Consider the following 9,073-nt stretch of genomic DNA (forward strand, 5'->3'; position numbering starts at 1 on the left):
GAGCGTCAGCGCGGCGCTCGCCATGTTCCCGATACCCACGCCAAGCAGGTCCAACTCGACGAGATCGCCAGGACAGTCTCAATCGTGTTCCATGCCGTCGTGCTTTTCGACCGCACCGGATGGCACACGATGGTCAAACCCGCCGTTCCGAAAAACATCTCGCTGATCGTCTTGCCCTCGCGCTCGCCCGAATTGAACCCGATCGAGAACATCTCGCGGTCTCTGTGCGCCAACTGGCGCTCAAACCTCGTCTTCGACAGTTACGATTCGTTATCGAGGCCGTCTGCGACGCCCGGAACCGCCGCAACGATCAGCTCAGCACCATCGCATCCATCGGAATGCGTGTATGAGCTTATATCGGTCAAGCATCAGGCCCGCTGGTGTTTCCAGCGGGCCACACGATGGGGGCAGACCAACGGGCTGCCGTGGCCGTTTGCATCGTTCCGGTCTATCGGACCCCGGCACGCTTACAGCAGGAAATCATCCTGGTGCAGCAGCGACGGCGCGACGTTCAAAAGCGTGATCTGGTCACCATTGCCGAAATTGATCACGGTCATTCCCAGCACCGGTTGCGAGATCAGGGCCTGCAACTGCGCGAAGGTATCGAGGCCTACCACCCCAGTCAGGTCGATCTTGTCGAGCGTACCGGCGCCGGCGATGAAATCGCTGATCGTATCGGCGCCGTCGCCCGTCGCGAACACGAAGGTGTCGTCGGCGAAGAAGCCGGCATCGTCGCCAGTCAGGAAGTCGTTGCCGGCACCGCCGATCAGAGTATCGGCACCCTGACCGCCACTAAGGTTGTCATTGCCGCCGCGCCCTTCCAGACGGTCTGCCCCCATGCCACCGAAGATCGAATTGTCCGCGACGTCGCCGCGCAGGATATCGTCGAAGTTCGAGCCGCCGATCTGCTCAATGTCGATATAGCTGTCGCCGGCTGCGTCGCCGGCGTTGAGGCCCGGCGTTGTCAGATCGACAGTCACGCCCGACGTGGCCGAGTTGTAGGAGGCCGCGTCAAACCCGGCCCCGCCGTCCAGAACGTCCGCACCGGCGCCGCCGTCGAGGAAATCGTTCCCGCCGAGCCCCATGAGTGTATCGTTGCCAGCGCCACCGTTCAGGCTGTTGGCCCCGGCATGGCCGGTGATCGTGTCGTTGCCGAAATTGCCGTTGACGAAGATGGAATCGGCGGCAGTCGCCTGCGGAACCAGCGTCGCGACATTGAGCACGTCGTCACCGATGCTGCCCGTCACCGACGGGAGGCCGACACCTCCAGGAGTGAAGAGCTGCACGGCCAGCGGCAGGAAGATATTCTGTCCTCCTCCCGCAACCTGAACAGCCAAGGTCTCGACGCTCGCATGGATCGTATCGAGTCCGAGCGGCGAGCCCGGGCGCAGATCCTCGACCAGATACCCGCCGGCGGGGATCGGGGACACGGCGAACAGCGACGTCGTGACACCCAGATTGGTGATCTGGATGGTGACGCCGGTCGCGGTCTGCACGGCCGCGAGCGTCCCGGCTGTTCCGGCCGGAAGTTCGTAGGCGGCAGTGTCCGTGCCGGCATTGCCGATCAGCATGTCGTTGCCGGCACCGCCCCTGAGGAAATCGTTGCCGGCAAAGCCGATCAGCGTGTCGTTGCCGAGGCCGCCATCGACATTCGCCTGACCGGTGACGGTCATGCCGCCAGCGTTGGTACCCGAAGTGAGCAGACCGGGCAGCAGCGCGGCGACATCCAGCGTCTCATTGCCGATTCCGCCAGTGATGTTGCCTGTGAGCGAATCCGTAGAGAGAAATGTCGTCGCGCCAAGCTGGACCTGCAGGCTCACGGCGGAGCCGAAGCCGAAGGTAACGGTCTCGACACCCTGAAGATGATCGGTGCCGTAGAGCGAACTGGTGCGCAGATCGCGCATCTGCCAACCGCCGGTCTCGGGCGCAATCTCGTAGATCGTCGTCGCGACGCTCGCATTGGTTACGTCTACGAGCACCGTGCCATCGACCACGCGATAGGACAGCGTCCCGGGCGTCGTTGCATCGAGGCTGACGAAGGTCGAGTCGTTCCCGATCCCGCCGATCAGGATGTCGTTGCCGCTGTCGGTCGAGAGGAAGTCGTTCCCGGTCCCGCCTTCGAGCTGGTCGTTGCCGTTGCCGCCATTGACCTGGTCGTCGCCGTCGCCGCCCTGAACGAGATCGTTACCGTCCTCGCCGAAGAGCTGGTCGTTGCCGGCCTCGCCGCGCAGCGTGTCGTCGCCGAGGCCGCCGCGGATGGTGTCGTTGCCACCGCGCCCCTCAATCAGGTCGTTGCCGCCCTCTCCCATCAGCGAATTGGCCTGGGCGTCGCCGTAGATGACGTCGGCCTGGTTGGTTCCACGCACGTTCTCGATCGAAATCAGCGTGTCGATGGTGCCAAAGCCATCGACGGCCCGGCCGAGATTGTCGTTGGTGTTGCCATTGTCGAGATCGACGGTGACGCCCGCGAGGCCGCCACGATTGGCATCGCGGCGATAATCGACCTCGTCGATGCCGCCAGCGCCATCCAGCGTGTCGGCCCCGGCCAGGCCGCGCAGGCGATTATTAGCGGCGTTGCCGGTCAGCACGTCGTCATACATCGTGCCACGCAGGCGCTCGATGCCGGTATAGGTGTCGGTGAAGCCCCAGGGATCGAGGAAGGTGCCGTCGCCGTTGGCGCCGAGCGTCAGCGTGATGCCGTTGGGACCGGTCCAGTCGGAATAGTCGAGTTCGTCGGCATCGGCGCCGCCATTGATGGTGTCGGTGCCGGCGCCCGGCCGGAAGCCGTCGAAGCCCGCGCCGCCGCTCATTACGTCGTTTCCGGCAAAACCTGTGAAGAAATTGTCCTGGTTGTCGCCGATGAAGGTGTCGTTCTGGTTGGTGCCGCGCGCCTCCTCGATGCCGATCAGGGTGTCGGTGTTGCCGAAGCCGTCCGTCGCGACGCCATTGGCGTCGGCGACGTTGCCATTGTCGAGATTGACGGTGACGCCCAGCGTACCGCCGGCCGCCGCGTCGAGGTCGTAGCGCACCTCGTCGATGCCCGCGCCGCCGTCGAGCTGGTCCGCGCCGGCCAGGCCCACGAGCGAGTCGTCGCCGCTTTCACCACGCAGCCGGTTGGCGACGCCGCTGCCGATCAGTGTGTCGGTGACGTTTGTGCCACGGGCATTCTCGATCGAGATCAGCGTATCGGTCTGGCCGAAGCCGTCGATCGCAAAACCCTGTCCGAGATTGACGGTTACGCCGGCCGAACCGCCGACATTGATGTCGCGGCGGTAATCCACCTCGTCGACGCCGCCGCCGCCATCGATCGTGTCGGCGCCGCCGATGCCACGGAAGCGGTTGGCCTGGCTGTTGCCGGTCAGGGTGTCGTTGCCGTTGGTGCCGCGGATCTGCTCGATGCTGGTATAGGTGTCGGTGCCGCCCCAGGGATCGATGAAGGTGCCGTCGCCGGTCGCGCCGAGCGTGAAATTGATGCCGCCCGGGCCGGTCCAGTCGGCATAGTCGAGATCGTCGGCATCGGCGCCGCCATTGATGATGTCGTTGCCCGCGCCCGGCCGGAACACGTCGAAGCCGGCGCCGCCGCTCATCGTGTCGTTGCCGGCGCCGCCAGCAAAATAATTGTCCTGGTTGTCGCCGATGAAGGTGTCGTTCTGGCTGGTGCCGCGCGCTTCCTCGATCGAGATCAACGTGTCGGTGTTGCCGAAGCCGTCCGTCGCTGTGCCAAGCGCATCTGCCGCGTTGCCATTGTCGAGATTGATCGTGACGCCGAGCGTCCCGCCCGCCAGCGCGTCCTCGTCGTAGCGCACCTGGTCGACGCCAAGGCCCCCATCGAGCGTATCGTTGCCGCGGCCGCCATAGAGAGCGTCGTCGCCGTCGCCGCCGTAAAGCGTGTCGGCGCCGTCGCCGCCGTCGAGGCGGTCATTGCCGCCAAAGCCGTAGAGCGAGTCGTTGCCGCCATAGCCATAGATCGAATCGGCAAGGTTGCTGCCATTGATCGTGTCGGCGGTGTTGGCGCCGAGAACGTTGCCGACGGTTGCGTCGCCGATCGCGTCGGTGAGCGTCGTCCCGGTGAAGTTGTCCGTCACCGCCGTAGTATCGCCGGTGGTGGCGGCCGTCTGCAGTGCTTGTGCAGCGTCATTCTGGGCAACCGAGGCGACCTGCGCCAGCGACTGGAGCAGTTGTGCTCCGCTCTGCCCGGAGACCGCGTCGATCGCGGCGTTCGTCGCGGAAATCACGCTTGCCGAAGCATCGGCGACCGCCTCCGCCTTGGCGACGCTGGCGGCGGAGATCGTAGGCGCCGGCCCGGTCGACAGCACCGTTGCGGTGTTGACGATTAGGTTCGACAGCGCGGTTTCGCTGCTGAGGTCGAGAGCTTGACCGACCGGCGCGGCAAAGAGCTGCGATCCGAGTTGAGCTGCGATCGCGGCCTGGGCGGCGGCCGCATCAAGCTGATCGCCGGCCGCTCCGTCGAGCACGGCGGCTGCCTGGATGATCGTGTTCTGAACCTGAATCGCAGCCGCGATGGCATGCGCCCCGAGCACCTGCTGAGCAGGGTCGGCCGAGACGGTCGCCGCGATCGGATCGAGATTCGCCAGATCGACGCCCGCGGGTAAGCCGAGCGCGGCGAGCACGGTCGCGTTGGCGGAGGCCACGTCCGTGGCTCCGGCTGCGAGCACGGCCGCGACCAGCGTCGTCAGGGGCGTAACGACCGAAGAACCGGCCGGCGCGCGCAGGAAGCCGTTGAAGTCGAGCCCCGTCGAGATGTCCTTGCCGCCGAACATGACGAGCTGGCCCGAACCACCGACGAGGCGGAAGTTGCCGTTTGCATCTGTCGTCGTCGAGATCTCGCCGGCCGAGAGCAGGCCGTCGCCATTGGCGTCCTTAAACACGGTCGCGCCGGCGATATAGCCGTCGGCCGCCACGCCGTCATCGACGCTCTGGACCTGGACCGCGACGGCAAGCATGCGCGTCGCGCCGGCTTGGTCGGTCACGGTCACGTTGAGGGTGAGGGTGCCGGCGTCGCTGACGGTCTGGCCGTCGATCAGCTTCAGGCTGTTGCCGGAGATCTCGAAACGCGGATCGTCGACCGAGAAGCTGAGCACGTCGCCGGTATCGACATCGGTCGCCTGCAATGTGCCAACGATTGCGCCGGGCGTGTCCTGCGCGATTGCCGGAGCGCCGTTGACCGGCGCCGCAGCGGTGAGGCTCAGTGAATTCGGGGCATCGTTGACATTCGCGACTGCTGCGGTCGCTGTGCTGGTGACGCTCTCGGCTTTGCCGTTGCCATCGATATAGCTCGCTCGCACCGAGATTGCCTTGCCGACATCGGCATCGCCAAGCGTGAAGGTCGCGCCGGTCGCGTCCGACACGACCGCGCCATCGCGCAGCCACTGATAGGATATCGTGCCGAGGCCGTCGGCATCGACCAGCGTGTTCGATGCAGTGAGGGTTTGGTCTTCTATCGCCGTGCCTGTGATCGTTACACTGCCAACCGGGGCGTCATTGACGTTCGCAACCGCCGCCGTCGCGGCGCTGGTCACGCTCTCGGTCGTGCCGCGTGCGTCGCTGTAACTCGCACGCACCGAGATCGCCTTGCCGACATCGGCATCGCCGAGCGTATAGGTCGCGCCGGTCGCGCCACCGATGGCGCTGGCATTGCGCAGCCACTGATAAGATATGGCGCCGATCCCATCGGCATCGGCCAGGGTGTTCGATGCCGTCAGAACCTGATCTTCGCTGGCGACGCCGGAGATTGTAACGCCGCCGGTCGGCGCATCGTTGACGTTTGCGACGGCTGCGGTCGCGGCGCTGGTGACGGTCTCCGCCGTCCCCCGGGCATCGACATAGCTCGCACGCACCGAGATTGCCTTGCCGACATCGGCATCGCCGAGCGTATAGGTCACGCCGGTCGCGCCCGAGACCGCAACCCCGTTTCGCAGCCATTGATACGCGATAGTTCCAAGGCCATCGGCATCAGCCAGCGTGTTCGAGGCAGTGAGAGTCTGGTCCTCGACCGCTGAACCGGCAATCGCGACGCCGCCTGTCACGGTATCATTGACGTTCGCAACCGCCGCGGTCGCGATGCTGGTCACGCTCTCGGCGGTGCCGCGCGCGTCGATGTAGCTCGCACGCACGGAGATCGCCTTGCCGACATCGGCGTCGCCAAGAGTGTAGGTCGCGCTGGTCGCTCCGGTGATGACTGCGCCGTTGCTCAGCCATTGATACGAAACGGCGCCGATCCCATCGGCGTCGGCCAAGGTATTCGAGGCCGTGAGAGTCTGGTCTTCGGTCGCACTGCCGGTGATCGCAACGGTGCCGGTCGGACCATCGTTCACATTGGCGACGGCGACGATCACAGTGCCGGTCGAGGTCAGTCCGGCCGCATCCTTGATCGTATAGGTGAAGCTGGCCGAACCGGCGAAATTGCTGGCGGGCTGGAAGACGATCGAGCCCTGTGCGTTGATCGACACTGTCCCGTTCTGCGCGCCCTGAACCGACACCAGCGTCCTGATGTCGTTTGCATCCGGATCGATGTCATTCGCGAGCAGCGTCGCCGGCGAAATGACGAGCGCGGTGTCCTCGGTCGCATTGACTGTGTCCTGCACCGCGACGGGCGCAGAGTTCGCAGCCCCCTCGATGATGACCTCGATGCGCTCGAACGACGTGACGGTGATGTTCAAGCTCTGGAACACGCCCGAGGCCGAACCGCGGGCAAGTGCAGCCTGAAAGCGTGCGATGTCTGCCTGGAAGAGCGCCGAATTGAAGATGCTTTGGCTGACATAAAGCCTGAGGGTGTCATTGCCCGAGCCGCCGTCATAGACATTCGAGACACCAACGTTCTCGGCGGCGCGATGGATGACGACGTCGTTGCCGCTGCCAGCGGAAACCGTATCGGCGCCGGCTCCGCCGTCGAGAATATCGTCACCGCTGCCGCCGGCCAGCGTGTCGTTGCCGGAGCCGCCGAGAAGGCGGTCATTGCCCGCGCCGCCGTCGAGAATGTCGTCGTCAGCGCCGCCATCGAGAATGTCGTCGCCGTTGCCACCATCAAGGAGATCGCGGCCGGAACCACCAAGCAGGGTGTCGTTGCCGTTGCCACCGAACAAGCTGTCGTTGCCGGCGCCGCCATCGATCTGATCGTCGCCATTGCCGCCGAACAGTATATCCGCGCCACCACGACCCGAAATGACGTCGTTGCCGTTCAGGCCAAGCACGATATCGTTGCGGTTGTCGGATCCACTAAGATTGTCGCCAGAATTGGTGCCAATCTGGAGATTGCCCAAGACAAGGCCAAGGATATTCGTCATATGCAGCCCCCGAGCGCCGCTCGCGGCGGCTGTTTCCCAACCCTTGCGCTAACCCGAAGGCAGGTGTTCTGAATGAGACCTTTATGCGCGATTAGGAGCTAGCACTAGTCCTGAGGTTAACGCAACGTTCACTCTGTAAATTGGATAATGCGTATGCGCTCCGTTGCCAGGTGACGTAGGGATCGATGGCCAAGACGTGGCGCGCACTGTCACGCCTCCCCCCTGGATGGAGCACAGAAGTTTGCGGGCAAGCTCCTTCGGACAACAGTCCTGCTTGTGGGGCAGGCATCGCATTCGGGCTTGCTGGCGGTATGCATCATGACATCGTCACCGATGAGCGGCGGCTCGGTTCGACAGGCGTTTCTGGCGCGGTCGCAACTCTTGGCCCGTCGGTCAGGTTTCAGGATCGCGATCGTAATCACAGGCGAAGTCGGAGTGGCTGAAGGTGCCATCACGGCGTTGGGATTTGTCGCACACGGGAACAGGCGGCTCGATCCAGCGCTCGTCCGTGAGCCAGGTGAGACCTTAGAGCCCGTCCCGAAAGGGTTGAGCGGCTGGGGCGCTCGTGATKCCAAGGGGTTGTTCAGGCCATCYTGGAGCGAGCGATGTGGACCCCAGCCACTCGCCGGCAGCATAGTCGCGCGRGACTTCGATACGAAACSGATTTGACGGATGCGGAGTGGCGGCTGGTTGCRCCGTTGCTGCCGGCGCCGAAGCGGACAGGCCGGCCACTCTCCTGGCCGCTGCGGGAGATCGTCAACGCGATCTTCTACGTCATGCGSGGCGGCGTCGCCTGGCGGCTTCTGCCGAGCGACCTTCCGCCCAAGAGCACGGTTTATCGCTGGTTTGCGGCCTGGCGGGACGGCGGCRTGTTCGAGGCGCTGAAYCATGCGCTRCCGATGATCGATCGCGAACGCAGCGGTCGGCCGGCCTCGCCGAGCGCCTGCATCATCGACAGTCAGAGTGTGAAGACCAACGAAGCCGGCGGGCCGCGCGGCTACGACGCCGGAAAGAAGATCATGGGCCGCAAGCGCCACGCCCTCGTCGACACCGACGGGCGCGGCCTCGTCCTCTTCGCCCATCCCGCCAGTGTGCAGGACCGCGACGGTGCGCTCCAGCGGGCCCGCTGCTGGCCGCCTCGCGCCGCCCGTTCCCTTTCATCGAGAAGGTCTTCGCGGACACCGGCTACCAAGGCCCGCGCGTCGCGACCGCGACCCGCATCGCCGTCGAGATCGTCCGCCGCCAGCCCGATCAGATCGGCTTCGCCGTCCAGCCAAGGCGATGGGTCGTCGAGCGCTTCTTCGCCTGGATCAACCGAAACAGACGGCTCTGGAAGGACGCCGAAGCCACCATAGCCTCCGCCACGGCCTTCCTCTACGCAGCCGCCGCCATAGTCCTCATCCGCCGCATCGCACGAGCGGCATGACTTTCGGGACGGACTCTAAGGCTGAGCTATAGGGCACGTTTCCCAAGACCTGTAGCAGAGCCTCGAACTACACTCTTCTGCTCGATCGTTTCAAAGCCTGTCAAATCGCGTTGAAGCTCAGCCCTCTTATCGCGTTGAATGTCAGCCCCCTTGGGACCTGCTCGGACGTGCCGATGTCGCCCCGGCTGAGCTGGTCGGGGTTGCTCGGCCGGGGCGATTTCGGCGTCCAGTGCGCGACGGAGGATGACGTTGTCAGGCTCGGTTTTTGAAGCGCCAGCTCTCGTTGCCGGTCTCGATGATGTCGCAGTGATGGGTCAGCCGATCGAGCATCGCGGTCGTCATT

3 protein-coding genes and 2 pseudogenes are annotated in these 9,073 nt (G+C 64.8%); 2 read left to right on the top strand and 3 right to left on the bottom strand.

The window, feature by feature from the left end; translation table 11 throughout:
- Positions 1 to 5: 5 nt before the first annotated feature.
- On the bottom strand, positions 6 to 212 hold the full coding sequence (locus AC1DZY_RS10390) for a hypothetical protein (RefSeq protein WP_476820040.1): 207 nt from the start codon (positions 210 to 212) through the stop codon (positions 6 to 8).
- Here AC1DZY_RS10390 and AC1DZY_RS10395 point away from each other — a divergent pair.
- Positions 130 to 786 (top strand): hypothetical protein, encoded by a 657-nt coding sequence (locus AC1DZY_RS10395; RefSeq protein ID WP_476820038.1) that lies wholly within the window; start codon positions 130 to 132, stop codon positions 784 to 786. The two genes, AC1DZY_RS10390 and AC1DZY_RS10395, sit on opposite strands and share 83 nt — an antisense overlap.
- On the opposite strand, the pseudogene AC1DZY_RS10400 reads toward AC1DZY_RS10395, so the two are convergent.
- Positions 744 to 7,304, bottom strand: a pseudogene (locus AC1DZY_RS10400) (Ig-like domain-containing protein); the annotation flags it as partial. The gene AC1DZY_RS10395 and the pseudogene AC1DZY_RS10400 overlap by 43 nt on opposite strands.
- A 605-nt stretch (positions 7,305 to 7,909) precedes the next feature.
- Between AC1DZY_RS10400 and AC1DZY_RS10405 the strand changes: the two are divergent.
- Positions 7,910 to 8,730 (top strand): annotated as a pseudogene (locus AC1DZY_RS10405) (IS5 family transposase).
- Positions 8,731 to 8,982: 252 nt separating this feature from the next.
- Here AC1DZY_RS10405 and AC1DZY_RS10410 read toward each other — a convergent pair.
- A partial coding sequence (locus AC1DZY_RS10410) for an ATP-binding protein (RefSeq protein ID WP_476820039.1) occupies positions 8,983 to 9,073 on the bottom strand: 91 nt, incomplete at its 5' end.

Source organism: Allobosea sp. P2_A10 (genome assembly GCF_056405115.1).

What these genes read in the sequence shown, in the direction of transcription:
- AC1DZY_RS10395 (WP_476820038.1), top strand. Translation starts at nt 130, where the DNA reads ATGGTCAAACCCGCCGTTCCGAAAAACATCTCGCTGATCGTCTTGCCC.
- AC1DZY_RS10390 (WP_476820040.1), bottom strand. Translation starts at nt 212, where the DNA reads ATGTTCTCGATCGGGTTCAATTCGGGCGAGCGCGAGGGCAAGACGATC.